Annotated in this window: 21 protein-coding genes; 17 read left to right on the top strand and 4 right to left on the bottom strand. The window is 53.6% G+C overall.

Translation table 11 applies throughout. From position 1 onward, the window contains the following. Positions 1-36: 36 nt before the first annotated feature. From EYC87_RS12050 to EYC87_RS12030, 5 genes are read left to right on the top strand one after another with little or no spacing between them, the layout of a single operon-like run. Positions 37-1,326 (top strand): NAD(P)/FAD-dependent oxidoreductase, encoded by a 1,290-nt coding sequence (locus tag EYC87_RS12050; protein WP_279253100.1) that lies wholly within the window; start codon positions 37-39, stop codon positions 1,324-1,326. Then, on the top strand, positions 1,323-2,090 hold the full coding sequence (locus EYC87_RS12045) for a DUF1365 domain-containing protein (RefSeq protein WP_279253099.1): 768 nt from the start codon (positions 1,323-1,325) through the stop codon (positions 2,088-2,090). The genes EYC87_RS12050 and EYC87_RS12045 overlap by 4 nt, the downstream gene beginning before the upstream one ends. Beyond that, positions 2,087-3,349, top strand: coding sequence for a class I SAM-dependent methyltransferase (locus EYC87_RS12040; protein WP_279253098.1), 1,263 nt, complete (start codon positions 2,087-2,089; stop codon positions 3,347-3,349). Before EYC87_RS12045 ends, EYC87_RS12040 begins: the two co-directional genes overlap by 4 nt. Position 3,350: 1 nt before the next feature. Next, on the top strand, positions 3,351-3,875 hold the full coding sequence (locus tag EYC87_RS12035) for a DUF2878 domain-containing protein (protein ID WP_279253097.1): 525 nt from the start codon (positions 3,351-3,353) through the stop codon (positions 3,873-3,875). Beyond that, complete coding sequence (locus EYC87_RS12030) at positions 3,862-4,509, top strand: hypothetical protein (protein ID WP_279253096.1); 648 nt, start codon at positions 3,862-3,864, stop codon at positions 4,507-4,509. Before EYC87_RS12035 ends, EYC87_RS12030 begins: the two co-directional genes overlap by 14 nt. On the opposite strand, the gene EYC87_RS12025 is transcribed toward EYC87_RS12030, so the two are convergent. Both EYC87_RS12025 and EYC87_RS12020 read right to left on the bottom strand, forming a co-directional pair. Beyond that, positions 4,479-5,930: a cryptochrome/photolyase family protein gene (locus EYC87_RS12025; protein WP_279253095.1), complete on the bottom strand. Its 1,452-nt coding sequence runs from the start codon at positions 5,928-5,930 to the stop codon at positions 4,479-4,481. The genes EYC87_RS12030 and EYC87_RS12025 overlap by 31 nt on opposite strands. Next, positions 5,927-7,369 carry an SDR family NAD(P)-dependent oxidoreductase gene (locus EYC87_RS12020; RefSeq protein ID WP_279253094.1) on the bottom strand — a complete coding sequence of 481 codons (1,443 nt, stop codon included), beginning with the start codon at positions 7,367-7,369 and terminating at the stop codon, positions 5,927-5,929. The genes EYC87_RS12025 and EYC87_RS12020 overlap by 4 nt, the downstream gene beginning before the upstream one ends. Before the next feature lie 181 nt (positions 7,370-7,550). On the opposite strand from EYC87_RS12020, the gene EYC87_RS12015 reads away from it, so the two are divergent. Then, on the top strand, positions 7,551-8,993 hold the full coding sequence (locus tag EYC87_RS12015) for a coniferyl aldehyde dehydrogenase (RefSeq protein ID WP_279253093.1): 1,443 nt from the start codon (positions 7,551-7,553) through the stop codon (positions 8,991-8,993). Positions 8,994-9,024: 31 nt separating this feature from the next. Continuing rightward, positions 9,025-10,890 carry a propionyl-CoA synthetase gene (locus EYC87_RS12010; protein WP_279253092.1) on the top strand — a complete coding sequence of 622 codons (1,866 nt, stop codon included), beginning with the start codon at positions 9,025-9,027 and terminating at the stop codon, positions 10,888-10,890. 770 nt (positions 10,891-11,660) lie between these two features. Here EYC87_RS12010 and EYC87_RS12005 read toward each other — a convergent pair. Continuing rightward, positions 11,661-14,138: a GcvT family protein gene (locus EYC87_RS12005; protein ID WP_279253091.1), complete on the bottom strand. Its 2,478-nt coding sequence runs from the start codon at positions 14,136-14,138 to the stop codon at positions 11,661-11,663. 169 nt (positions 14,139-14,307) lie between these two features. Here EYC87_RS12005 and EYC87_RS12000 point away from each other — a divergent pair, with 169 nt between their 5' ends. From EYC87_RS12000 to EYC87_RS11960, 9 genes are all read left to right on the top strand, one after another. Continuing rightward, a complete protein-coding gene (locus EYC87_RS12000; protein WP_279253090.1) occupies positions 14,308-15,288 on the top strand; it encodes a DMT family transporter in 981 nt (326 codons plus the stop codon). Between the two features lie 84 nt (positions 15,289-15,372). After that, positions 15,373-17,445 carry a DUF3604 domain-containing protein gene (locus tag EYC87_RS11995; RefSeq protein WP_279253089.1) on the top strand — a complete coding sequence of 691 codons (2,073 nt, stop codon included), beginning with the start codon at positions 15,373-15,375 and terminating at the stop codon, positions 17,443-17,445. Positions 17,446-17,500: 55 nt separating this feature from the next. Continuing rightward, positions 17,501-18,325: a class I SAM-dependent methyltransferase gene (locus EYC87_RS11990; protein ID WP_279253088.1), complete on the top strand. Its 825-nt coding sequence runs from the start codon at positions 17,501-17,503 to the stop codon at positions 18,323-18,325. 169 nt (positions 18,326-18,494) lie between these two features. Beyond that, positions 18,495-19,007: a TlpA family protein disulfide reductase gene (locus tag EYC87_RS11985; protein WP_279253087.1), complete on the top strand. Its 513-nt coding sequence runs from the start codon at positions 18,495-18,497 to the stop codon at positions 19,005-19,007. Further along, the gene (locus tag EYC87_RS11980) at positions 19,007-19,213 is read left to right on the top strand and encodes a DUF4266 domain-containing protein (protein WP_279253372.1); all 207 of its coding nucleotides are present in this window, start codon (positions 19,007-19,009) and stop codon (positions 19,211-19,213) included. The genes EYC87_RS11985 and EYC87_RS11980 overlap by 1 nt, the downstream gene beginning before the upstream one ends. Further along, entirely contained in the window at positions 19,213-20,373 is a 1,161-nt protein-coding gene (locus tag EYC87_RS11975) for a DUF3570 domain-containing protein (RefSeq protein WP_279253086.1), read from the top strand. The genes EYC87_RS11980 and EYC87_RS11975 overlap by 1 nt, the downstream gene beginning before the upstream one ends. A gap of 12 nt (positions 20,374-20,385) precedes the next feature. Continuing rightward, on the top strand, positions 20,386-21,297 hold the full coding sequence (locus tag EYC87_RS11970; protein WP_279253085.1) for an FAD:protein FMN transferase: 912 nt from the start codon (positions 20,386-20,388) through the stop codon (positions 21,295-21,297). A 170-nt stretch (positions 21,298-21,467) separates the two neighbouring features. Then, on the top strand, positions 21,468-21,836 hold the full coding sequence (locus EYC87_RS11965) for a hypothetical protein (protein WP_279253084.1): 369 nt from the start codon (positions 21,468-21,470) through the stop codon (positions 21,834-21,836). 52 nt (positions 21,837-21,888) lie between these two features. Beyond that, positions 21,889-22,419, top strand: a complete 531-nt coding sequence (locus EYC87_RS11960) for a hypothetical protein (RefSeq protein WP_157045072.1) — start codon at positions 21,889-21,891, stop codon at positions 22,417-22,419. Here EYC87_RS11960 and EYC87_RS11955 read toward each other — a convergent pair. Beyond that, entirely contained in the window at positions 22,358-23,722 is a 1,365-nt protein-coding gene (locus EYC87_RS11955) for a metal-dependent hydrolase family protein (RefSeq protein ID WP_279253083.1), read from the bottom strand. The genes EYC87_RS11960 and EYC87_RS11955 overlap by 62 nt on opposite strands. A gap of 342 nt (positions 23,723-24,064) precedes the next feature. Between EYC87_RS11955 and EYC87_RS11950 the strand changes: the two genes are divergently transcribed. Beyond that, on the top strand, positions 24,065-25,522 hold the full coding sequence (locus EYC87_RS11950; RefSeq protein ID WP_279253082.1) for a flavin-containing monooxygenase: 1,458 nt from the start codon (positions 24,065-24,067) through the stop codon (positions 25,520-25,522). Positions 25,523-25,545: the final 23 nt, after the last annotated feature.

The raw sequence follows: 25,545 nt of genomic DNA, 5'->3' as shown, positions 1-25,545 counted from the left end.
TATCGGAGAAATCACACATTTGGGGGTATCGCAACATTGAAAATTGCAATAATAGGGTCCGGTATCTCCGGCTTGGCCTGCGCCCACTACTTGCACCCGGAGCACGAGGTGCATGTGTTCGAGCGAGAGAGCCGTATTGGGGGCCACACCGCCACGGTTGATGTGGCGATGGGAGGCCGCCGATTTGCTATCGACACGGGGTTTATTGTATTCAACGATTGGACGTATCCTAATTTCATTGCGTTAATGGATGAGCTAGGTGTTGCCAGCAAGCCATCGGAGATGAGTTTTAGCCTTTCTGACGTCGGATCCGGCCTTGAATACGCGGGCTCTAACCTCAACACACTGTTTGCGCAACGTAAAAACATAGTGTCCCCCAAGTTTTTGGGGATGCTGCGAGATATCATGAGATTTAATCGCGAATCGGTCGAGGACCTGGAGGCAGGCCGATTAGACCCAGGCATGAGCCTTGGAGAGTATCTGCAGCGCGGCCGATACGGCGCGGCTTTCATCGACTACTATTTGCTGCCGATGGGATCTGCGATTTGGTCTGCTGACGTCCCGGTGATGCTGGAATTTCCCTTGCAGTTCTTTGTACGATTTTTCCGCAACCATGGCCTGCTCAGTGTCCGCAACCGACCGCAGTGGCGCGTAATAGAGGGGGGGTCACGGGAGTATTTGAAGCCTCTATCCGATCCTTTCTCTCACAATATACACACCGATTCTTGCATCGCGGGGGTGAAACGCCGCGAGCAGGGCGCCGAGTTACGAATGATTGATGGCTCGGTCGAGCATTTTGACACAGTGGTCTTCGCCTGCCACAGCGACCAGGCACTGGCCATGCTGGATGATGCCAAGCCTAAGGAGCAGGAAATTCTTGGCGCTATCCCTTACCAGAACAACGACATAGTGCTGCATACCGACACGCAATTGTTGCCTGATAGGGAGCTGGCCTGGTCAAGCTGGAATTATCAGCGCAGGCCTGACACGCAGCGAGCCACGCTTACCTACAACATGAATATCCTCCAGGGCATAACAGCCCCTGAAACATTTTGCGTCACGCTTAATGATCGCGAATCGATAAATCCGCACAAAATACTGGGACAATTTGAATATTCCCACCCGGTGTTTACGCTGCCTGGCATAGCAGCGCAGGAACGTTGGGGAGAGATAAACGGAGGCAGCACCTGGTTTTGCGGCGCCTACTGGCGCAACGGCTTCCACGAGGACGGTGTCTACTCAGCCCTCAAAGTGGCTAATGGCATCGGTGTGGGCGGCAGGCGCAGTAATGGTGTGCCCCTGAGTCTGGTAGGGTCAGCTGCTTGAAAAGTGCGGTTTACAGCGGTTGGGTAAAACACCGGAGGTTGGTGCCTAAGGGGCATAGCTTTCGCTACAAGGTGTTCATGCCCTTATTTAATCTTGATGACATGCCCGCTTTGTTGGATAAAACATGGGGCTGGTCTGCACGTTACCCTGCATTGGCGAGATACCGCCGCAGCGATTTCCTGGGAAACCCGGAGATACCGTTAAAACAAGCGGTTCTGGACAAAGTGGAACTGGAAACTGGCGTTCGCCCTCAAGGGCCTGTGCTAATGCTGGCGAATCTGCGTTATTTCGGCTTTATCATTAACCCGATCACCTGCTACTACTGCTGCTCTGCTGACGACGAAGTGACTCACGTGGTGGCGGAGGTGACTAACACTCCGTGGAATCAGCGGTGTACCTACGTGCTGCCTGCCAAAGGTGGTGATGTTCGCAATGACTGGGTGGACGCGGACTTCCAAAAAGCCATGCACGTGTCTCCCTTCATGCCTATGGACATGCGCTACCACTGGCGCAGCAACACCCCAGATGAAAAGCTGGTGGTTCACCTCGCCAACTCCCATGGCGGGATTAAGCAATTCGATGCCACTCTGACCTTGGAAAAACAGGGCGAATCGACCGGCTGCTTCACCCGCCACCTTGCGCTGTATCCCATGATGACCTTGCAGGTCGTGATAGGAATTTACTGGCAAGCACTGAAACTGTGGCTCAAGCGTATTCCTTTTGTCCCCCATCCAAAAACGATAAATAGTGAGAACTCCGTATGAGTGATGCAAGTGTAAGCGCAGTTAGTCTTCCTGGTATTCGCAGCCACTGGCGCGGGCAGGGGTTCGCTCGTTCAATGTTGGTCCGAGTCCTTTCAGGGCTGCAGTTTGGGTCTCTTACGATCCATGAGGGTGAGCACACAGAGCATTTCGGCCAACCCGATAGCTCAGAGGGAATTCACGCGGTCGTCAGTGTTCATGACGCCGCTATTTACCAAGCTGTCTTAACCGGCGGTGTGATCGGGTCAGGAGAAGCTTATATGCAGGGCTACTGGACCTCACCGGATTTGGTTGATGTCATTCGCCTCTTCTCCGCCAATATGGCGACTATGGACAGCATGGATGCGGGCTCTTCTCGTGTTCGCCAGTGGTTGCTGCGTATTTTCCAGCGCGTCAATATCAATAGCTTGAGTGGCTCGCGCCGGAATATCAGCGCCCATTACGACCTGGGTAACGAATTTTTCAACCTGTTCCTGGATCCAACTATGATGTACTCCGCAGCGGTATATCCCTCAGCGGACGCCAGTCTGGAGCAGGCTTCTATTCACAAACTCGACTTGCTGTGCCAACAATTAGAGCTGAAAGCGGAGGACCATTTGCTGGAAATCGGCACAGGTTGGGGCGGTATGGCAATTTTCGCTGCGCAGAAGTATGGCTGCAGGGTCACCACAACTACGATTTCCCAGGAACAATACAGGCACGCCAGCGATCAGGTGCGGGAGTTGGGGTTAGAGGACCAGATTACCTTGCTGTGTGAAGACTACCGGAAACTGGAGGGCCAATACGACAAGATCGTATCGATCGAAATGATTGAAGCAGTGGGCCACGAATACTATGCCGAGTACTTCCGGCGCTGCAGTGATCTGTTGGCCCCCGGCGGGAAGTTTGCGTTGCAAGCGATTACTGTGCAGGACCAGCGCTACGCAGCTGCTCGCGATTCTGTCGATTTTATTAAGCGTTACATCTTCCCCGGCGGTTGTTTGCCTTCTGTGGAAGTCATCTCAAAGCATATTGCGAAGGACACCGATATGCAGATAGTGCATCTCAAGGATATCACCCTGGATTATGCGCGAACGCTGGAGGAATGGCGCAGGCGTTTCATGGCTGCCAGGGAGGAGGTCAGGGCGCAGGGCTTTGACGATATCTTTGAACGCATGTGGGAATTCTACCTTTGTTACTGCGAGGGAGGGTTCCGGGAACGCATTATTGGCACTGTGCAAATGACTTTCGCCAAACCCGGATATCGCTTCCCGGAGCATTAGTGTGAAAGCGAAATTATTCAATGGTGTGCTGTTTAACGTCAGCTGGTTACTTATTGTACTCAGTCAGGACGCTGCTCTCGCCTGGCTGGTGGCCTCAGTTCATGTGGGTCTTCATATGGCCCTGCTAGGCAGGGGCAGAGAGGAGTGGTATTTCGTATTTACCATTACCGCAATAGGCCTCGTGGTTGATCAGCTACTGTTTGTCAGCGGCGTTCTGCAATCGCCTGGCGCGGCGCCGGTCGCGCCGCTTTGGCTTTCTGCACTTTGGCCTGTTCTGGCAACAACCTCCATGCATGCGTTTTCAACACTGGGAGATCGCCCCTGGCTAGCCGCTGTATTAGGTGCATTTGGCGGCTATGGCAGTTACCGACTCGGAGTGTCTTTATCTAGTATCGAGTTCGGAACATTGCAGCAGAGCGGGGTGGTCCTGGCACTATTTTGGGCTTTGATGTTTCCAACACTGCTGTTGGTTGCGCGAAAGTTTACCGATTTGCGCAAGATAGGGGTCGGCCATGCGAGCTACTAGTTCCTTGACGGTGGTCTTTATTCTGGGAGTGTCTTCAGCGCACGCACAATCAGTAATAGGCGAAGCCTATGCTGAAGACGGAGGCGCTTTGCGCTATCTGGAAGTGCACAAGTGCGCCACGAACGGCGAAGAATGCCTGGTGGAATACCGATATCCCGAGGGCGATGTGTTTGCCCGTAAGCGAATTGACTATCGCGGGTCTATGCAGGCTCCAGGTCTGCAGATAGAGGACTTGCGAGCCGGTGAGACAGTGGTCATCGACAGTGAGTTTGGTGAAGACGTGGTGGTAGACGCCGGTTTTGACCACTATGTCCGTATGCGTTGGGACGAACTGTCTAGCGGCGCCGCAGTGCAATTTCCGTTCCTGGTTGTCGGCCGCGACAAACCACTGAATATGCGCGCGCAAATGGAATCAGCGATGGCGTGCCCCGAGAGTAGGCTCTGCTTGTCGGTCACGCTGGACAATTGGTTATTTGCTGCCCTTATTGACCCTATTCGACTGCAGTATGACCAAGACAGCAGACGATTATTGCAGTTTAGGGGCGTTAGTAACCTTCGCGACGATGATGGCAAATCGCAGCAGGTGACAATACAGTACCGTTATCAGGAAGACGCTTTGGACACTGCGTCATAAGCAGCTAGCGCAGCAGCGCGGGCGTCCTTATGGTCGACAATCGGAAACGGGTAGTCGCTTCCCAATGTAACACCTGCGTCTGCCAGTACCAGGGGAGGTGCCTCCCAGGGAATCTGTAAATCGCGATCACTGAGTCCGGCTAATTCGGGCAGCCAGCGACGCACGTATTCTCCGTCGCCATCAAACTTTTTGCCCTGAAGCATAGGATTGAAAATGCGGAACCAGGGGGAGGCATCCGCTCCACAACCGGCGACCCATTGCCAGCCGCCACTGTTGTTGGCCAGGTCGGCGTCAACCAGAGTATCCCAAAACCAGCGAGCACCCCACTGCCACGGTAGCAGTAAGTGCTTGGTCAAGAAGGAAGCACAAATCATCCTCACCCGGTTGTGCATAAAACCGGTTTGCCAGAGTTCCCGCATACCTGCATCGACAATGGGGTAACCGGTGCGACCCTCGCACCATGCCTTAAATGTCTCATCAGACCCTTGCCACGGCATCTGCGAGAAGCTGGGCTTGAAAGGGCGGTCGGCAATATGCGGGAAATGAAACAGCAAGTGGTGATTGAAGTCACGCCACCCAAGCTCAGATAAAAACTTATGCTGATCTTTGTCGTTGCTGCCTGGCGCCTTGTTGACGGCCGCCCACGCTTGCCGAGGAGAAATTTCACCCCAGTGAAAGTGCGCTGAAAGTCGCGACGAGGCATCTCTTGCGGGAAAGTCTCTCCCCTGAGCATAATCTGCCAGGGTGTTGGTGACGAACTGCTTTAATGTTTCGGTTGCACCCGCTTCCCCGGGAGTCCAGTAGTTGTGCCAGTCTGCGGCCCAGTTGGGAGAGTCGGGTAACAGTTGCCACTGCTCACAGCTCAGTCCGGTCAAAGAGTGTTGTAAGAAGCTATTGGGCGTAAATATCGTCTTCTGCGGCAGCGGCATTGAAGGGAGTCGTTGCATGCAGTGTCGCCAGAAAGGTGTGAACACCTTGAATGGCAAACCGGAACCGTTACGCACCTCATGAGGTCTGAAAAACAGCGTTCCCGGGAGGCAGTGGATAGCGGCGCCGCTCTTTGCCAATTCCTCGCCTAACGTTTTCTCCAAATCGCGAGCGTCGGGCTCATATAATTCGCTGCAATAGACGGCAGCGGCGCCCGTTTCGTTGACTAAAGCGTTTAACTGGGCCTGAGTATCTCCGCGACGGACAAGCAAGTTGCCGCCTTGCTCAGCGACGCTTTTGGTGAGCGCTTGCAGACTGTGGTGTAGCCACCAGCGACTGGCCCCGCCCATCGCCCATTCCTCCGTGCTCTCATCATCGAGAATAAAGCAGGGGATAACGGGTTTGCCGGAAGCGAGTGCTGCTTGCAATCCAGGCAGGTCGGTAAGGCGCAGGTCCCGGCGGAACCAATAAATAACCGGGTCAGTTAGGCTCACCCTGCGTGTGCCTGCTTTTGTGCTGCATCATTAGGCGCGTCCACGGGTGCAAAATCTTCCATGAACTGCAGCAGCTTTTTGCGCTCTGCGGGCGCCTCCTGCGTTCCCCTCAGCAAATACAGCGTCTGTGGCTCTCTATCCAGCAACAGCTGACCGCTTAATTTACTGGCCTCAGTGGCAGCTGCCATCCAGACGATAGTATCTGCGCCCTCAGCGGGGCTGCGCAGCGCAAACCGGGTAATGGCATGGAACAACGGGAGTGATGTCTGTACCCCCGGGGTATCTGCCCAGCCAGGGTGCATCGCATTAACCGCAATACCATCGCCTCGCCATGCGCTCGCCCAGTGGCGGGTCACCACCATGAGTGCACGCTTCGCTTTAGCATAGGCAACAGAGCCGGAATAGCCGTCAGAGGTATCTGACACCAGATTTTTCACTGATAGTTTCTGGCTGTACATGCCGCCGGAAACAACGTTAATCACTCTCGCCCTGCCCGCCGCTTGCAGTAGTGGTTTGAGCGCCAATGTCAGGCGATACGGGCTAGCCAGAAGCAGCGCAAAGCTGGCCTCCAGTCCCTCGCTGGTCTCCAGACGCTCGTTATAGAGCGCGCCCGCATTGTTTACTAGCACGTCTATCGGTCTTCCTGCGGATAACAAGCGTTCCGCGAGGGCATCAACGTGTGCTAATAAGCTGAGGTCAGCGATTTCAATAGCGACGTTTTCATTACCAGTCTCGCGCAAAATCTCTGCCTTCACTGCTTTAGCTTTGATCGGGTTACGCATTACCAGGGTTAGCTCGGCTCCGCGCCTTGCCAGTTCCAAGGCAGATGCGTGGCCAAGTCCGGTCGATGCACCAGTGATAAGCATGTGCTTGCCACGCAGGTCAGCCGAAATTGGGTTCCAGTGCTTGCGACCTCGGGTGTAGCCATGGCGGGTAAATCGCGCCAGCTTCGGAATAATAAGTCGATCTGCGACATTCGCGGCGCCGTCGTACTTGGGAGCCGGAAAACGGTTATTCAGGGCTTTTTTAAGCCCTGCCAGTGACTCTCGGCCCATCTTGTCCAGTCCCGACTGCATCATGCCGGAGAGAGAGCCGACAAGCGGGCCAAATTTAAATTCCGCCTGGTAGTTAATCTTGGTTCCCCCAGAGACCGTGGCGAAGGTAATAGTGTCCTCAATATCGAACAGTTTGCTTTTCCCGCTTAACACGATGCGGTTTGGAATTTCCAACTCTGCAACGGTGTATTCAATGTCTATTGAGCCCACCGGCATGGCACAGGTCACCAGGAAACGGGTACCCACTGCGATGGCGCCAGGGGTTACCTTAACCGCCTTCAACGCTGTTGCATCCCACTCGATAGTCGTAGTGAAGTCCGCCACATAGGCAAAAGCCTCGTCGACAGGGCGTTTGACGGTTATTACTTCCCGCAGGATGGTCATTGGCGATCTCTTTTAACAGTTGAATTCAGGTGTTTGTAGGTACGCATCATCGGTCGCTATGGCTCACCTTAAGTTTGGCCATATATGACCGATCATCGGAAGATAAAGTGCAGGTAATAGCGATGAAGGAGAGTAAACTAGATGGCACTGAATTTTCGACAACAACCTAAGTGAGATCGCCATGACTGTTGCACAGGAAACCCCAACCCTTGATAACGCTGCGATGCTAAACAGCCACTTTCAGCTGCAACGCACTAAATACCTGGCGGCTCCTAATCCCGATTACCAGCAGCGTAAGCAGGATTTGCAAAACCTCAAAAGAATGCTGTCGGAAAACATGGATGCAATCATCGATGCTATCAGCGCAGACTATGGTAACCGCTCCCGGCATGAGACCCAGTTTGCGGAAATCATTGCGGTCACAGATGGCATTAACGACGCTATCAAGCACCTCAAGGGTTGGATGAAGGTGCAGAAACGCCATGTCGATATCATGATGTTTCCCGGTGCTAAAAACCGAGTGATCCCCCAGCCGCTGGGCGTGGTAGGCATGATAGTACCGTGGAATTTCCCGATCAATTTGAGCTTTATGCCTTTGGCTTCAGCCTTTGCTGCGGGTAATCGCGCCATGGTTAAAATGTCGGAAAATTCTATTAATTTGACTCGCCTGCTGATGGAACTCTCGCCCAAATACTTCCCGGTGGACAAGCTACGCTTTTTCGAAGAAACCGGTGGCGTAGGCGTTGAATTTTCCAAAATACCTTTCGACCTGATTGTGTTCACAGGCTCTGGCCAAACCGGCAAGTCCGTTATGGCGTCCGCCGCCCAAAACCTGACACCTGTCGTACTTGAACTCGGCGGTAAAGCCCCAGCAGTAATAGACCCCAACTACAATTTGAAGAAGGCGACTGAACGCATTATGTTCGTGAAGCAGTTCAACGCCGGCCAAATATGCACCAACGTTGATTACGTGTTCGTCCACGAGAGCCAGCGAGAGGAATTTATAGAGCACACCAGGGCTTACGTGGCTAAGCATTGTCCGAATATTGAGCACACTGATTACACCTCAGTTATCGATGATCGCTCCATGAAACGCCTCGCCGATACCCTTGCCGACGCGCAGGAAAAAGGCGCGACTATCGTCAATCTGTGCGGTGATCAGCCGATTAATTATGAGTCCCGCAAGTTCCCTATGCACCTGGTCCTGGACACCACCGAAGAGATGACAATCCGCAACCGGGAGACGTTTGGCCCCTTGTTGATGGTACAAAGTTATAAGGAACCGCAGGAAGTGATCGACTACGTGAACAGCAAGGACAGACCCCTTGCTCTGTATCCGTTCACCAATGATCGCAAGCTGGCTGATCTCTACATCGAAAGAATTATGTCCGGCGGCGTGACAGTGAATGATGCCTTGCTTCATGTCGCCCAGCACGACATACCCTTTGGAGGAGTGGGCCCCAGTGGCATGGGGCACTATCACGGCAAAGAGGGGTTTATTACGTTCTCTAAACTGCGTCCGGTGTTCTATCAGGCGGGCTTCTCATCGCTGCAGTTTCTGCGTCCGCCCTATGGCAGTTTTGCGACTCGGATGTATAACCTGTTAGTCAAATTGAAGAGCTGATTTCTCGCCTCAGCTTTAATCGGATAGCTCAATGAATAATCGGGAATTCTGGCGACACGCCGCGGCAAATATTCACTGGTACCAGGCGCCAGACACCGTGCTGGATGAGGAGAACCCGCCGTTCTATCGCTGGTTTTCGGATGGCTCAACCAACGCCTGTTATAACGCCCTGGACCTGCACGTGGAGCAGGGAAGGGGTGATCAGGCTGCGCTGATTTACGATAGCCCCATTACAGCGACCAAACGCCAGTATAGTTACAACGAATTACTCGACGAAGTCTCGCAGTTTGCTGGTGTATTGGCCGCGCAAGGGGTTGAGAAGGGTGATCGTGTCATCGTTTACATGCCCATGGTGCCTGAAGCGCTTATCGCCATGCTCGCCTGTGCCAGGTTGGGCGCAGTGCACTCAGTGGTGTTTGGCGGGTTTGCCAGCAACGAACTGGCTGTGCGCATTGATGATGCTTCACCCAAAGTGATTGTGTCGGCAACTTGTGGTGTCGAGCCTGCTCGAGTAGTTCCTTATAAGCCGCTGCTTGATGCCGCTATTGACCTGGCGAAGCACAAGCCCTGTGCCTGCATTATCCTCCGTCGTCCCATGCAGGATGCCAGCATGATCTCTGGCAGGGACCTGGACTGGGCTGAGGCCATGGCTGATGCGCAACCCGTTCCCTGTGTTCCTGTCGCGGCCAATGACCCGCTTTACATTCTTTATACCTCCGGTACCACTGGACAACCTAAAGGGGTCGTGCGTGACACCGGAGGCAGTATTGTAGCGCTTAAGTGGAGCATGAAAAATATCTATAACGTGGCGCCGGGTGACGTCTACTGGGCGGCTTCTGATGTGGGCTGGGTGGTTGGCCACTCCTATATTGTTTATGGGCCATTGTTCGCTGGCTGTACCACGGTTATCTATGAGGGCAAACCGGTGGGAACGCCCGACCCCGGTGCTTTTTGGCGAGTCATCGCTGAACATAAGGTAAACGTGATGTTCACTGCGCCCACCGCGTTCAGGGCGATCAAGAAAGAGGATCCTCAGGGAAAGTTGCTGCAGCAATACGATACGTCCTGTCTGGAGTCATTGTTCCTTGCCGGGGAGCGTTGTGACCCAAATACCCTGGCGTGGGCCGAGGATAAACTGGGCGTACCGGTAATTGACCACTGGTGGCAAACGGAGACCGGCTGGCCTATATGTTCAAACTGTCTGGGCATTGAGTTGCTGCCTATCGTGCCCGGATCTCCAGCGAGGGCGGTCCCTGGTTATGACGTGCAAGTGCTCAATGAGCAGGGAGAGCAGGTCGCTGCGGGTGATATTGGCGCGCTGGTGATTAAGCAGCCACTGCCGCCCGGTACATTTACCACCTTATGGAATGCTGAAGACAGGTACATCAGCGCATATTTCAGCCGCTACCCGGGCTATTACGAAACCGGTGATGCCGGTTATATCGACGAAAATGGCTATATTTTTGTGATGGCACGCACGGATGACGTTATCAATGTGGCGGGACATCGTTTTTCTACTGGGGCAATGGAAGAAGTGTTGGCGGATCATCCTGACGTGGCGGAATGTGCCGTGGTTGGTGTGGCCGATCCGATGAAGGGCCAGTTGCCGCTGGGACTGCTGGTGCTGAATGCCGACGTTGACCGGCCTTTGGAAGACATAGTGGCCGAAAGTATTCAGCTTATGCGCGATAAAATCGGACCAGTGGCTGCGTTTAAGCTATGTGCGGTAGTGGAGCGTTTGCCCAAGACTCGCTCAGGCAAAATACTGCGAGGTACCATGCGCAACATTGCCGATGGTGAGCGTTGGAAAATGCCGGCCACTATTGATGATCCGATCATTCTCGATGAAATTAGTAGTGCTCTTCAGACCCTGGGTTACGCGAATCAGGCTCGCTGAAACTTGGTGTAATTCACTGTAATTGAGGGCATTAGTCACATTTTGCTATTATTAACGCTCGGCGAAGTGCAATGGAGAGTGCGAATGGCCAGGTTTGAAAGCTTTCACGTTAAGATTGATGAAGTCACTGTTGCGATCGCGTTCTGTGCGATTTGTGTGGCCATCGCTGTGCATACGCATTTCTAGTTGCTTTGATTTGTCCACTCCTCCTGCCTGAGCGCCTTCACTAAAAATAGGCCCTTAGTGTGTGCGCCCCGGTGGGTCATCGGTTACATTAAAGCTCGAATCCATTGCTGGTGAGGGCTCCTTTTAAGAATCCATTTTTCTTCTTTTGTCGTCCACTGCGGGCGCTTAATGAAAGTGGCATTGCTTGTAGCGACCCTTTTCATCACGCTGCATTCGGCCTGCTCTCCCCCTAGTAGAAGAGCCGTTCTGGAAGAAGAGCTGGCCTTGTTGCCATCACAGGACGAGTTTTGGCAGCAATTTATTCATAGCCGACCTGAATAGGTATGGTAGGCCGGAAGCGTTTGCTTATGCGATTGCTGACAATCTCCAATTGATCCCGATTTTATTACAAGCTTTGGGTAGCGATGCCGTAATCAGTGCTAGCTACATGGGACATGAAGAATTTTCTATCGTAGGAAATTCCCTGATCAGGCGATTCCCGCTTTATCAATCGGGCGACGTTAACGCCGCGCCCAAGGGCGGAACTGGCAAGCTTGTCTACAAGCTGCTCGATACGGGGAGCGGCTGGGTACCTTTATCGGCGCTTAGGATTTAATGCGTTCCATGCCTGGGTCATAAAGCGGCTGTAAAGAACAGCGGCAGGGATAGCGCGTGCCGGCGATATCAATTTCCCAAGTGCCTTCATTGAGGTACCCCGGGTTAACTGTTTCGCCAGGTTCAATCATTGCAAGGCCGACGGCACCACCCAGAGTGTGTCCGTAGCTGCCTGCCCTGACATAGCCCACCGCTTTGTCGTTGCGATAAATGACCTCAGCGTGCCACAACATGGGTTCGGGGTCTTCCACCAGCACCTGCACCAGCCGCCTGTCATAGGGTGCGTCGGCTTTCTGGGCGATTGCGGCGTCCCGACCGATAAACCCTTCCGGTTTGTCCAACGCGACAGCAAAACCCAGACCAGTCTCAAAGGCGTTATCAGTATTGTCTATATCATGCCCGTAGTCGCGATAGGCTTTTTCCAGACGCAGGCTGCCCAGAGCTCTCAGTCCGGCGTGAACTAAACCGTGCTGATGGCCTTCCTCAACCAGTCGGTCATAAACGTTTACGGCCTGGTCACTGGAGATATAAAGTTCATAGCCCAGTTCGCCGGCGTAAGTGATGCGAATGCACAGGGCCCGGCCATAGCCTATGTCGATCTCGCGTGCAGCGCGAAAGGGAAAGGCTGCATTGCTGAGATCGGCACAACTTACCGCCTGCAGTAACGCGCGACTTTTAGGACCCTGTATATTAATTTGCGTCATCCCGGCGGTAACGTCGGTAACTACAGCAAATTCATTTTCCTGGATATGGCGTTGCATCCAGGTTTCGGCGTGGCGATGCATGGTATCGGTAACTACGACCAGAAACTTATCATCAGCGAGTTTTGTTACGGTGAGGTCGGCTTCAAGCATGCCGTCGTTGTTGAGCCACTGGGTGTAGGTGATAACGCCGGTTGCTCCGTTGACCCGGTTAGCGCTAATGCGCTCCAGGACAGCACCCGCATCGCGACCCTGTACCAGGAACTTTGACATGATGCTCATGTCCATCAAAATCACATCTTCGCGGCAGGCCCGATGCTCCTCTGCCCAATATGGCCACCAGTTCATTCGCCCGAAGGAGTACTGCTCCACTTCGGCTTTTTCTCCAGCCGGGGCGTACCAATTGGGTGCTTCCCAACCGCTGACTTCACTGAAGTAAGCGCCTGCAGCTTTCAGTCGATCATGGAGGGCTGAGCGGCGAACGTTGCGAGCCGTTTCCGTAGTCTTGGTCGGGTAATGACACTTGTAAACCGTGCCCAGTGACTCCACAGCCCTGTCACGCCGATAGTCCGGGTTGCACTGGTAGGCATGGAAGCGGTCCACATTGAAGCCAGTCACGTCTACGTCAGGGCTGCCCTTGAGTATCCAGTGCGCCATTATTCTGCCCAGGCCGCCGGCAGAAAGAATGCCGATGGAATTGAGTCCTGCGGCAACGAAATAGTTTTTCAGTTCAGGTGATTCACCAACAATTGGGGCAAGGTCAGGGGTAAAGCTCTCCGGTCCACAGAAGAACTTTTTGATTCCGCTGTCCATGCTGATTGGTATGCGGCTCATCGCATTTTCCAGGAACGGCGTCATGCGCTCCCAATCGGGCTCCAGTTCGCCAAATGAGAAATTGTGAGGTATGCCCTCCACTCGCCAGGGAGCAGATACAGGCTCGAAGAGACCTACCATCAGGCCGCCAACTTCCTCGCGGTAGTAGCCGTAATTTGAAGGGTCTTCCAGGACCGGCCAATCCCGGCTGATTCCGTCGACATCCTCGGTAATAAGGTAGTAATGCTCGGCCGCCTGATTAGGAATGACTATGCCGTGATTTTCACCAAACTGTCTGGCCCACATGCCGGCACAATTGACAACGAACTCGCAGGCGATGGTTCCCTGATCTGTAGTCACCCCCGTCACTTTGCCGCGTTGCCGAGTCACCCCGGTAGCCGTCACCCCGGTTATTAGCTTTGCGCCCTGCATTTTCGCCCCTTTGGCTAAAGCCATGGTGACGTCAACGGGGTTCACGCGGCCATCATCTTCGACATAAAAGCCTGCGAGTACGTCGTCCACTCTGGCGATAGGAAAAAGATCTTGAACTTCCTTTGCAGAAATTTCCTGCACGTCTACCCCGCAATAGCGGTTAAAGGCCGATACCCGTCGATACTCTTCCAGACGGTCACTGCTGGTTGCCAGCTCTATGAATCCACAGTTGTTGATGCCGGTGGCTTGTCCAGTCTCTGTTTCGAGCCTGCTGTAGAGTGATTTCGAGTACTTGCGTATCTCAGTAGCTGTCTCAGAAAGGCTGCCATAGGTGACCATGAGTCCCGCTGCATGCCAGGTGGTCCCCGACGTGATTTCGTCACGTTCCAGTAACACCACTTCATCGCAGCCCATGTGGGCCAGGTGATACGCAATAGAAGTGCCGATAATGCCACCGCCGATGACAACGACACGGGCACTGGCGGGTAGTTTTCCATCGGAGGAACTTTGCTTTTCGGACATGTTACTTCCTGGAGTCACTTGGGGGTGGGTCAGCTGCGTATACTACCGCCGCCAACCCGGTCTGCATATACACCCTGCATTTGTCCGGCGCTGAAACCGCCCGAGCGCACAGGAGCAGCTTGCTTGCCCATCGGGTTGCGCGGCCAGTGTGCTGTTTAGCGATAGTGGAGTGAAGGAAGTAAATAAGAAAAGACCGGTGCATGCGGAGCATGAATTTCGTAGTATCGGTGTTCCGATTCGGCTGAATTTTTACATGACGACTCATACTACTGCCGCTCCCTTCTTTGTCGCCACTTTGGGCATTGCTTGTTTCGCCGTCATGGACGCGGTGATGAAGGGGCTGGCTATTGAATTGGGTGCCTATAATGCCATGCTCTGGCGCACCAGCTGCGGTGTCTTGATCGTGACCTTTCTATACCTTCTAAAGCGTCCCGCGTGGCCGCCCTGGGCAACCATCAGGCTGCACTTTTGGCGGGGAGTGGTGATTTCCGCTACTGCGTTCCTGTTTTTTTGGGGGCTAATTTATGTGCCGCTGGCTGAGGCTATCAGTTTGACCTTTATCGCTCCTTTGGTAGCGCTGTATCTCGCCGCGGTTCTGCTGGGCGAGCGGGTTGATGGCAAGGCCATCTTGGCCTCTATTATTGGCCTGTGTGGGGCGGTGGTTGTGGTAGCGGGTAAACTATCGGGCGAATATGATGAGGATGTGGGGAAGGGTATCGGTGCCATTCTTGTCTCTGCCATATTGTACGCCTATAACCTTATTCTGCAGCGACGCCAGGCTTTAATTGCGAAGCCAGTAGAGGTTGTTTTTTTTCAAACGATTGCCATCTTTGTAACTTATCTGCTGTTAGCGCCGCTGCTTGCTGTACCGCCGCCCATGACGGCACTACCGAACCTGGTGTTCGCGTCTATTCTGGCAATCGTTTCTATAATGCTGGTTTCCTGGGCTTACGGGAGAGCGGAGGCGCGGCTATTGATTCCAGTGGAGTACACTGCCTTCGTATGGGCCGCTTTGCTGGGTTGGTTGATTTACGCTGAAGAGGTGACCGTGCTGACTTTGCTGGGAACAGCTTTGATTGTAGCGGGGTGCTTGCTGGCGCTCGGTCAACAGTCCGGAGCAGTCGACCACGTTGAAACGACGGCTCTATAACGGCGAATGCTGGCGCTTTTCGCCCAAACCGAGAATAATTAACAACGGTAAATGTCAGTGAAATCAAACACAGGTGAATAATCGATGACCCACTCAACTCCAATGATGTCGGTGCTTGGCTTTCTGGCAGTGGTAATGCCGATGTTGGTTTCCTGTGGTGTAGATCTGGATGCTATTTCTTCAGTGAGCACCGATGAGAAGTCATCCCTGACTGGCAAGGATACATCCAATCAAGTGCTGGAGACGGATTCAGGTGTGCTCGAGCGTGAGGTATATTTACCGATTTCAACTTCGGTCGGAAACCCGGATCGAAACGCCTATTTTGGTGATTTGCACGTCCACACAGAATATTCCTTTGACGCCTATGCCTTTGGTTCTCTCGCTACCCCTCGCGATGCTTATCGCTATGCGTTGGGAGAGGCAATTCCTCACCCGTCAGGTTTCTCTATTCAGTTGGATCGCCCTCTGGATTTTTACGCGGTAACGGATCATGCGATGTTTCTGGGTGTGGCTCGCGAAGCAGCCGATACGTCTTCAGTGCTCTCCAGGGAGCCAATATCGGACCCCATGCATAATATGAACGTCCCCGAAAACAGGGGTGTATTGAGTTTGTTGGCCAGAAGTCAGGCATTCGGGCAATTTGCGCCTGCCATGGTGCAGTTGATTACTGATGGCGAGATAGATACTGAAATGGTGATGGATATCACCCGCTCAGCCTGGGAGGACAGTGTCGATGCTGCCGATGAGGCTTATCGCCCTGGTGAGTTCACAACCTTTCCAGCCTATGAATACACGTCCTCCACCACCACCCGTGGCAATCTCCATCGCAACGTCATATTTAAACGTTCAGATAAATTGCCAGCAGTCCCGTTTTCCAGGCTGAATTCTCGCAGCCCGGAGGGTCTCTGGGACTGGATGGATCAACTCCGCGACCAGGGCATGGAAAGCCTCGCTATACCTCACAACTCCAATGGCTCTAATGGACAAATGTTTAAACTGGTGGACTGGGCCGAAAATCCTGTCGACGTTCGCTACAGTGATCAACGACTGCGCAACGAGCCACTGGTGGAAGTGACCCAGATAAAAGGTACGTCTGAAACACATCCTCTGCTGTCAGACAATGATGAGTGGGCCGGATTTGAGATTATGGACTACCGGGTGGCAAGCAAATTGCCCAGTGAAGCCAACGGTTCCTATGTGCGTCAGGCTCTGCGTGTTGGTCTTGAGTTGGCGAGCAAGAGAGCAGGTAATCCTTATAAATTCGGTTTGATAGGCTCTACTGATACTCACGTAGGAGGGGGCGCACTGCGCGAGGAAAAGTTTTTCTCCAAAGCAGGATTGATGGACGGGACAGCAGAAAGCAGGGGGTCGGTGCCGGCCAGTTTTGTGATTGGTACCGCGGCTAAATGGTTGGTTCCTGATCTGGTCAAGGAAGTCGATGGCAAGGCCTATATGGCCGCCAATGTCTTCGAATATTGGGGTGCGTCTGGGGTGGCGGCGGTGTGGGCCGAGGACAACACTAGAGAGTCGATTTATGAGGCGTTTCGGCGCAAGGAGACCTTTGCTACCAGTGGGCCGCGTATTCGTATGCGGTTTTTTGCCGGCCTGGACTATTCGCCAGACTTGGTCAACGACCCGATGGCGGTAAGCAAGGCATATGCGGGAGGTGTTGCCATGGGCGGGGACCTTGAGGGCGACCCTGCTGCCACTCCTGCATTTCTGGTATGGGCAATGGCTGACGATAGTAGTGCTCCGTTGCAGCGTCTGCAGGTGATCAAAGGCTGGGAGCAGGGCGGTAAAACTTATGAACAAATCTTCGACGTCGCCTGCGCAGGCGGTGCCGAAGTTGATCCGTCAACGCATCGATGTCCCGACAATGGAGCAGAAGTTTATGCCGAAGACTGCAGTTTGAAGGAAGGCACCGGAGCAGCAGAGCTGAAGGTAGTGTGGGAGGACCCTCAATTCGATGTCAATCAGGAGGCATTTTACTACTCCCGCGCGCTGGAAGACCCCAGCTGTCGCTGGTCTACCTGGGACGCCCTTCGCGCAGGAGCAGCGCCCCGCAGTGACTTGCCCAGAACAATACAAGAACGCGCCTGGTCGTCTCCGATCTGGTATCGTAGTCCCGATGGAAAATCAAAAACTCCAGAGGCGTAGCGCCTTTGGCTAACTGATTGTCGTGCCAATTAATCTGTGTAAAAAGGATAGCGTTATGCTTGGAAGAATGGCCCTGTTACTGGCTTTAGCTGCCCCCGGACTCGTGCAGGCAGATGTCGAACAATTGTCGACCGCAATTGCCGGCGATCATCGTACGCCGGCTTATGTCGACCGCGATGTTTATCGACACCCTCTACAAACCTTGAACTTGTTTGATGTGCAGCCCAATCACACGGTTGTGGAAGTATGGCCAGGCGGTGGTTGGTACACCGAAATTCTCGCCCCCTATTTGGCGGAAAACGGCCAACTGATCGCAGCGCACTATGACAGTGAAGACACGCAAGCGAGCTATCGTCCGCGTTCTCGCGCAAGCTTTGAGAAAAAAATGGCGGCTAATAGTACTGCGTATGGACAGGTGCAGGTTGCCTCGCTTATGTTTGATGAAACTGAGGGGACCCTGGCCAAAGGTGCGGCAAAATCCAATTCGGTGGATCGGGTTGTGACTTTCCGCAATGCACACGGCTGGTATGCAAAAGGCACAACAGACGCCGCTCTCAGTCACTTTTTCGATATTCTTAAGCCCGGAGGCAAGCTGGGGCTGGTTCAGCATCGTGCCGATCCAGAGCAGGACTGGACGTCTGGAAATATTGGTTACGTCGGGCGTGACGCTATCGTGTCGGCTGCGATGAAAGCCGGCTTTGTGCTGGAGGCAGAAGGCTTCTTCAACCGCAATCCGCTGGACAATAAGCGCTATGATGTTGGTGTGTGGCGTCTTCCTCCGTCTCTGGATCAGTTGGAGTCCGAAGAAGAGAAGGCTCCTTATCGAGCAATCGGCGAAAGCGATCGCATGACACTGGTTTTTGTCAAGCCAGCGGGCTGACACTTCTCATGGTGATCTGGAAGCGGAAAATCGACATTTCTTCCGAGGTTGAAATCTTTGTTGTGAAGTTACCCCAGCAGGACTTCGTGCCAGCAGCGAACGCTGTTAGGAGGTATTTTCACGATCATGACTATATTACCTGGCCGCTGCTCAGGGTGGAGGTAGAGCGATGAGTTTTAAACGCCATTGGCTAGCATTGCTGTTATCACTGCTGGGCTTTTCAGTGCAGGCGGAATCGGTGAAGGAGGGCCAGTTGGCTCCCGCCCTGAATCTGCCGCTGCTGGGAGCGCAAGCGGACGAATCCATGAGTCTTGAGGCGCTGCGCGGAAAAGTGGTTTACCTGGATTTTTGGGCATCCTGGTGCGGGCCTTGCAGATTGTCTTTCCCCCAACTGGAGGGATTGCGACAGGAACTTGGGCCACGGGGCTTCGAAGTCCTGGCCGTTAATGTTGATGAGTTTGAAGACGATGCGCTGGCGTTCCTCGACGCAGTTCCCGTGACTTACCCGGTGGTTAGAGATGCGGATGCCGACAGTCCTGCGCGCTATGGCATTCTTGGTATGCCAACCGGCTTTTTGTTGGATCGCGAAGGCGTGGTGAAACGCGTACATCAGGGTTACCGGCGCAGTGATGGCGAGAAACTCAGGAAAGAAATTGTGCAACTGCTGGAGAGTACCGAGTGATGAAACTCTTAGGCTTGTTAGTCCTTGCACTGATGCTTGGCGGATGTGAAACCGTAGCACCGTGGGAGCGCGGCACTCTGGCAAAACCGGAGATGCAGTGGCAAACCGATACGATGGAAGCCCGGCTCAAAGGTCAGCTTTACAACAGCAAGGAAGCTGCGAGTGGCGGTGGTGGCGCTGCTGGTGGCGGATGTGGGTGTAATTAATGTCGGGCGATAAGAACGAGAGTAACAGTACCCTGCTGGCACTGACTTCCAGCGCCTTATTGCTTCCGGCTTATCAGGCGGCAAATGCTGAAGCTCCGCCGGAGTTTACTGAGGTTGGATTGCGCTACAGTAATTATGATGAAGACGACACTGCAAGCAGTAAAACCTTTGGCGGTAGTAGCGAACGCATGGAAGTGGACGTTGCCCAGTTTCACCTGTTGGCGCCGGTGGCTGACGATTGGTCCGTTGCACTTGATGTTTCCTGGGAGGATATGAGCGGCGCTTCTCCCTGGTTTGTTGGTGAGAGTGCCGAAGGAGATTCCAAGGTTGTCATGAGCGGAGCGAGTATCGAAGATACCCGCACTGAAGTCAGTGTGACCACCCGCTACTACTACGACCGAGGCAGCGCGGGGTTTAACTATTCTCGCTCTGATGAAGACGATTACGAATCTGATGCGGTCGCTGTGGATGCCTCTTATGACAGCGACGATGGCATGTCCACCTATAGCGCATCAGTGAGTGCTTCTGCAGACGAGATTGAGCCAACCCAGGGTGTAACACCTACTGGTACCCTAAAAGACGAAAAAGATATTCGCTCTGCCTGGGTAGGTGTCAGTAGAATAGTGAGCAAGCGGGCGATACTTCGCTTTGGCCTGAGCTATACCTACCGGGATGGCTTTTTGACGGATCCCTATAAACTGAATGATGAACGCCCCGACCGTCGCAACGAATGGGTTATACAGGGTGGATACCGCCAGTTTCTGGTGGCCCCTAATGCGGCGCTGCATGTGGACTATCGTTACTTCAACGATGACTGGGGCATAGACGCCCACACTGTCGATATCGCCTGGCACCAAAATGTGGGCGGGCGAACGGCTATTATTCCTTTCTTGCGCTACCACACACAGGACGAGGCGGATTTTTTTGCCAATAGTGTCGATTTCAGCGAGCGCTACTACGCAGATGACTACCGCCTTTCAGCTTACGGTGCCGTCAGCCTGGGTCTGAAGTTGCGTCACGATATTGGCAACTGGCGGCTGAACCTTGCTGCCGAGCGTTATCAATCTAACAATGAGTGGGGCATTTACGGTGGTGAGGAATCGCCAGCATTAGTGGACTTCTGGCGAACCAGTATTGGCCTGGATTATCGATTCCGCTAGGTGTTCGGGGTAGTGCAGAGCTTTGAACACAGTTTCAAGGCCATGGGTGGCCCCTGCAAAATACATGTCATTTCCTCCCATGAGAAAACTGCTGTGGCCGCGCTCGCTGCCTGCGAGGCCGAGGTACGGCGGTTGGAGTCAAAGTACAGCCGTTATCGCGAGGGCTCCGTCACTACGGCAATTAACAGTGCGGCCGGCGTTGAGGCAGTGGAGATCGACAAAGAAACGGCAGGTCTGCTTGCATACGCTGATACGGCATGGCGAGAGAGTGCTGGTCTGTTCGACCTGACCTCTGGGTTACTACGACAAGCCTGGGACTTCCGTTCCGGGAAAATTCCTGACCCAGAACTGGTTAAATCACTCTTGCGTAAGGTTGGCTGGAAGAGACTACGGTGGACTAAAACCAGCGCTTTTCTGCAGGAGGCTGGAATGGAGTTGGACTTCGGTGGTTGCGTAAAGGAATACGCCACAGACAGCGCGGCAGGCATTCTCCGAAATAGGGGTATCGATCATGCACTGGTAGATCTCGCGGGAGATATGGCGAGTGTCGGCGGACGCGGTGACGGCGAACCCTGGGTGATTGGTATTCGCCACCCCAACAGTCCTGCGCATGCGGCTGCCACGCTGGAGTTGTCAGGACAAGCGCTTGCCAGCAGTGGGGATTACGAGCGTGCTATTGAGTTTGAGGGTAATCGCTACGGACATATACTCAACCCGCGCACCGGTTGGCCTGTGCAGGGATTTGCTGCGGTCAGCGTGAGTGCCCCCCAGTGTCTGGTGGCAGGGAGTGCAGCGACTGTGGCGATGCTGAAACCTCAGGAAGAATCGCTGCAATGGTTGAGCAGGTTGGGGCTTCCATGGGTGGCAGTTGATCCTGCGGGTGAAGTTTTTTCTGATGAACTTTTGGGCCGCGGCCACGGCTGAATCAAACAAGCTGACGAGAGTAAATCCAGCAGGTCTATATCCTGCAGAGATTGACAGGATCTTACCCTGGGAGTCGGATAACGCTTTTCGTCTGCTGGGCGGGTAATTCGCCAGGGTTCCTGTTAGCCTACCGGCTCTTCAATCTTCTATGACGCTTGTGTGGAGCGATTATGAATAAATATTTTGTGGGTTGCGCACTTGCAGCGTTAACAGTCTTGGCCAGTGGCTGCGCGCAATATGAGAACAAGCGCGGCGTGCTGGAGCAGTGGCAGGGCGGCAGCCAGCAGGAATTCGTGCGCGGTGAGTCGAGTCGCCAGGATATTTTGGAGGCGCTGGGTCCTCCATCGCAGGTCATCGCCCTAGGGGACGAAACTGTTTTGTATTACTTGTTTGAGCGCACTGAAGGAAAGGGCTTGATCTTGATTGTTTACAATGAGTTCAAGACTGATACACGGTACGATCGAGCGATCTTTTTCTTCGATGCTGACGACCGCCTGACTGATTTCTCCAGCGAATTCGTTACCGCTGGCAATCCCTGATATGCGGTGCTGTGCAATTCTGCTGTGTTGTCTTCTGGCGGGCTGCAGTCGCATGTCTTATCAGCTTGGCTCGCCGTTGAGCGATCAGCAACTTGAGCGCGTCTCAGGCAAGGTAGAACTGGCGCAGGTTCTTGATGAACTCGGGCCACCGCAGCGCGTTGCCGGTATCGTCGATGGTTATGTAATGGCGTGGGAGCACTGGCGAATTTCTGAGAAAAGTCTGGGTGTTAGCCTGGGCCCTCTGGGGGTGGACTTGTTCTCTATTGATTGGGGTGGAGCGCGCATGGCAGGCGAGTTCTTGATGTTGCGGTTTGATCGATCGCATCAAGCCACTGATTATAGTTTTACGCGCTGGGATGAAAGTGCCGGTGGTGGCACTGCCGTGCAACCCTCACTTGGATTTATCGATGTGGTGGACGTTAGTGATTTGTTAACGCCCATGCCCCAGCATCAATGGGGTGCGATGTGGTTGCGAGCACTCCCTGCGCCCTTGAACAGCGCAAGCAGCCCAGATTCAGGGGTTAGCGCCCTGGAGCAGCGAGGCACTCCTGTGGGAGCAGGGCAGCGCACTTTGGAAGAATGATTTTTCCTCCTTTGACCACGACGTCAATGGATTCAAGTAGGGTGATATCCTTTAAGGGGTTTCCCTTTACCGCGACCAGGTCGCCGTAGCGGCCAGCTTCCAGGGCTCCGATATCGTCTTGCCAACCCATGTGGACAGCGGCCAGGGAGGTCGCTGATTGAATAGCTTGCATGGCATTCATGCCACGCTCCACCATGATGCGAAACTGTCGGCCGTTACCCCCGTGAGGTGCAACACCAGCATCAGTGCCGTAAAGAATAGATACGCCTGCAATGACCGCCTTTTCGAATACCAGGCGCTGAGCTTCCGTGGTCTGTTCGTTCTTTTCCATGAACTCCTGGGGCCAATTGTTGATAGCACCGACCTCCGCCGTATAATCACCATTGTAAACATCCATTGAGAATGCCACTTGCTCTTGCACCGCCATAGCGATTGCTTCCGGGTCTGCCAGAGAAGCATGCTCGATGCTATCGACGCCGGCGCGTATCGCTTGCTTAATGGAGCGCGCACCGTGGGCATGAGCTGTCACCCTGCGTCCAGCTGCGTGCGCTATTTCAACTACTGCCCGGATTTCTTCTTCGCTCATCTCTGGTTCTGTCACCTTGCCACCGAACCCGAATACAGCGCCGGAGGCTATGACTTTAATGACCTCTGCTCCACCATCTATTAACTCCTGGGTCTTCTCACGGTAAGCCTCGGGGCCGCGGGCGACTCCCATGCGGTAATAGTCTGGTATGTCATCATCATCAACACCCGGTATGGTGAGGTCGCCACCGCCGTGGGGGATGGTGAGATAAAAGCCCGCCACCTGTATTCGCGGACCTATGGCTTGCCCGGACTCAATGCTCGCCTTGGTGTCCCGATCTACCCAGGCCAGGTAACTGCCAATGTGACGGACGCTGGTGAAGCCCGCTTCAAGCGTAATACGGGCGTTGTCCAGGGCAATTGCTCGAGTGTCTTCGGGCGTGCGCTTCAGATAAATGCGGTAGTCTTCTGCGTCCTCAGGGTACATGTCCAAATGGACGTGGGTGTCGATCATTCCAGGTAGACAGGTATATTCCTGCAGATCGAGCGTCGCAGTTCCCGTGGTGTCGCTCGCCGGCTCGATGCCAGTAATTCGACCGCTTTTAATAGTGACTATCTGCCTTGTTCTGACTTGCTCGTCCAGTCCGTTGATCAGGCTGCCACAGTGAATGAGCAGCGCCTCTTCGGTTGTGTTGGCAGATTCGTTGGACCGCAGTTCATTGGAGCAAGCGAGCATCAGTGTTGAAAAAAGACCGATCAAACAGGCTGTTTTTTGCATTATTTATGTTCGTTTGTCAGTTTCAGGAGTCCAGCCAGTTTGCCATGCCGATGCAATGCGCAGCAAATAGGCTAGCGAGGTGTACCAATGAGCACAGAACAGCTGAGCTTACAGGCGCTAACAGGGCCACAATTGAAGCTCGAATCGGTAACCTATATGCTATTGTCCTGGGTGAAAATATAGCGAATCCGGTCCCGCAAGTGAAACAGACCAAACTATCTGCTTAGGGCGATCCGGCGCGAATTCAAGCAAAACCAGATGCGCAGATAAGCCATGGCGGAGAACTGTTCGAGCGTAATGCGCGCCTTGCTGACTAACTACTGATATCTAAGTGACTGATGTATGCCAATTAAAAGTGTAGATGTACTCATAGTCGGGGCTGGTTTGTCTGGCATCGGAGCCGCGGTATTTTTGCAAGAGCGTTGTCCGGAAAAGTCTTACTCGATTTTTGAGGGGCGTGATGCAATAGGCGGTACCTGGGATTTATTTCGTTACCCGGGTATTCGTTCTGATAGCGATATGTACACTCTTGGCTATGAATTCAAGCCATGGGAAGGGGGCAAGAGTTTGGCGGATGGGACGGCTATTCGATCCTACGTCACTGAAACAGCCACCGAGCACGGCATCGATAAACACATTCAGTTTGGCCACAAGGTACTGAGTGCGAACTGGTGCAAAGAGCAGTCGCACTGGACGGTGATCGCCCAATTGAACGATGGAGAAACGGTTCAATGCCATGCCAAATTTCTCTATATGTGCTCTGGATATTATGACTACGATCGCGGTTTTCGTCCGGAATTTACTGAAGAATCTTCTTTCGATGGTGAAATTGTCCACCCCCAGCACTGGCCCGAGAATCTGGACTACACCGGTAAACAAGTCGTAATTATTGGCTCTGGCGCAACCGCAGTAACCCTGGTGCCAGCCATGGTGGACAAGGCCAAATCGGTGACCATGCTGCAGCGCTCTCCTACCTGGATAGTCTCCAAGCCTGCTAAAGACAGGCTCGCGCTAACGCTTCGCAAATTCCTGCCTGCCGCCTGGGCTTACCGGTTTGCCCGTTGGAAAAATGTTCAATTCCAGCAGCGTTTGTACCATCTGACTAGAACTCGTCCCGAATTTACCAAGAAAAAGTTATTGAAGATGATCCGCAAGGAGGTGGGGCCCGATTATGATGTCGATACTCATCTCACCCCCAATTACAACCCTTGGGATCAGCGAGTTTGCCTGGTGCCTGATAGTGATCTCTTCGTTGCCTTGCGCGAAGGTAAGGCAAGTATTGCCACCGATGAGATTGACCACTTTACACCCCGTGGAATTGTGCTGAAGTCAGGTGAGGAATTGCCAGCTGACATTATTGTGACCGCAACAGGCCTTAATCTGACTCGCTTGGGCAAGGTTGACTTCAGTGTTGATGGAATACCAGTCGACTTTAGCAATACCTGGTATTACCGTGGGCTAATGTATTCCGGGGTGCCCAATTTGGTGAGTACCTTTGGCTATATTAACGCCTCGTGGACACTGCGCGCCGACTTGATCGCTGGTTTTGTGTGCCGCCTGTTAAACCACATGGATAGCAAACATAGAGAGAGCGTAACGCCTACGCTGCGCCCTGAAGATTCTGGGATGGAGCCTCGCCCATGGATAGATGGTTTCCCAGCGGGCTATATCACCAGGAGCGAGCACCTGTTTCCGAAGCAGGGCCCTGAAGCTCCCTGGACAAATCCTCAGATTCTGAGCGTAGAAAAATCATTTTTTGAGGAAGGCGACCTGGATGACGGGGTGCTCAATTACGGCTGATGTTGCCCGATAAGGGCAGCTGG

The sequence above is a fragment of the Candidatus Seongchinamella marina genome (assembly GCF_026262685.1).
Taxonomy (GTDB): Bacteria; Pseudomonadota; Gammaproteobacteria; order Pseudomonadales; family Halieaceae; genus Halioglobus; species Halioglobus marinus.
This window is presented reverse-complemented; position numbering and strand designations above follow the sequence as displayed.

What these genes read in the sequence shown, in the direction of transcription:
- EYC87_RS12040 (WP_279253098.1), top strand. Translation starts at nt 2,087, where the DNA reads ATGAGTGATGCAAGTGTAAGCGCAGTTAGTCTTCCTGGTATTCGCAGC.
- EYC87_RS12030 (WP_279253096.1), top strand. Translation starts at nt 3,862, where the DNA reads ATGCGAGCTACTAGTTCCTTGACGGTGGTCTTTATTCTGGGAGTGTCT.
- EYC87_RS12020 (WP_279253094.1), bottom strand. Translation starts at nt 7,369, where the DNA reads ATGACCATCCTGCGGGAAGTAATAACCGTCAAACGCCCTGTCGACGAG.
- EYC87_RS12015 (WP_279253093.1), top strand. Translation starts at nt 7,551, where the DNA reads ATGACTGTTGCACAGGAAACCCCAACCCTTGATAACGCTGCGATGCTA.
- EYC87_RS12010 (WP_279253092.1), top strand. Translation starts at nt 9,025, where the DNA reads ATGAATAATCGGGAATTCTGGCGACACGCCGCGGCAAATATTCACTGG.
- EYC87_RS12005 (WP_279253091.1), bottom strand. Translation starts at nt 14,138, where the DNA reads ATGTCCGAAAAGCAAAGTTCCTCCGATGGAAAACTACCCGCCAGTGCC.
- EYC87_RS11995 (WP_279253089.1), top strand. Translation starts at nt 15,373, where the DNA reads ATGACCCACTCAACTCCAATGATGTCGGTGCTTGGCTTTCTGGCAGTG.
- EYC87_RS11990 (WP_279253088.1), top strand. Translation starts at nt 17,501, where the DNA reads ATGCTTGGAAGAATGGCCCTGTTACTGGCTTTAGCTGCCCCCGGACTC.
- EYC87_RS11985 (WP_279253087.1), top strand. Translation starts at nt 18,495, where the DNA reads ATGAGTTTTAAACGCCATTGGCTAGCATTGCTGTTATCACTGCTGGGC.
- EYC87_RS11980 (WP_279253372.1), top strand. Translation starts at nt 19,007, where the DNA reads ATGAAACTCTTAGGCTTGTTAGTCCTTGCACTGATGCTTGGCGGATGT.
- EYC87_RS11975 (WP_279253086.1), top strand. Translation starts at nt 19,213, where the DNA reads ATGTCGGGCGATAAGAACGAGAGTAACAGTACCCTGCTGGCACTGACT.
- EYC87_RS11965 (WP_279253084.1), top strand. Translation starts at nt 21,468, where the DNA reads ATGAATAAATATTTTGTGGGTTGCGCACTTGCAGCGTTAACAGTCTTG.
- EYC87_RS11960 (WP_157045072.1), top strand. Translation starts at nt 21,889, where the DNA reads ATGTCTTATCAGCTTGGCTCGCCGTTGAGCGATCAGCAACTTGAGCGC.
- EYC87_RS11955 (WP_279253083.1), bottom strand. Translation starts at nt 23,722, where the DNA reads ATGCAAAAAACAGCCTGTTTGATCGGTCTTTTTTCAACACTGATGCTC.
- EYC87_RS11950 (WP_279253082.1), top strand. Translation starts at nt 24,065, where the DNA reads ATGCCAATTAAAAGTGTAGATGTACTCATAGTCGGGGCTGGTTTGTCT.